The organism is Pseudomonas sp. EL_65y_Pfl1_R83 (assembly GCF_963970695.1).
GTDB lineage: Bacteria > Pseudomonadota > Gammaproteobacteria > Pseudomonadales > Pseudomonadaceae > Aquipseudomonas > Aquipseudomonas tritici.
The window spans coordinates 1-219 of record NZ_CAXAQI010000558.1; the positions used below are offsets into that span (position 1 = coordinate 1).

The 219-nt window shown below is 54.3% G+C and carries 1 protein-coding gene; it reads right to left on the reverse strand.

Translation table 11 applies throughout. The annotated features are described in order from the left end of the window. On the reverse strand, window positions 1–219 hold a 219-nt coding region (locus AACY08_RS30325), incomplete at both ends, for a hypothetical protein (RefSeq protein ID WP_339472767.1).

A 219-nucleotide genomic window follows, 5' to 3' on the forward strand; every position in this document is an offset into this window, starting at 1 on the left:
AAATACGCAGCCGGTTGTCATACGCATCGCTGATCGCTGTCAGCACACCGTCGCAGAAATGGTAGAAACGTGACCCTTGAGACAGGACTAATTCATCAGGCAAAGACCCCAAGTAGATCGCCGCTTCGGCAAGACTGTTGGTGATCTCGGGCCGAGAAACAGAAGGCAAGGGCAGGGTAGTCGACCGATTCTCATGATCCGTCCACACCACCGAGTCAC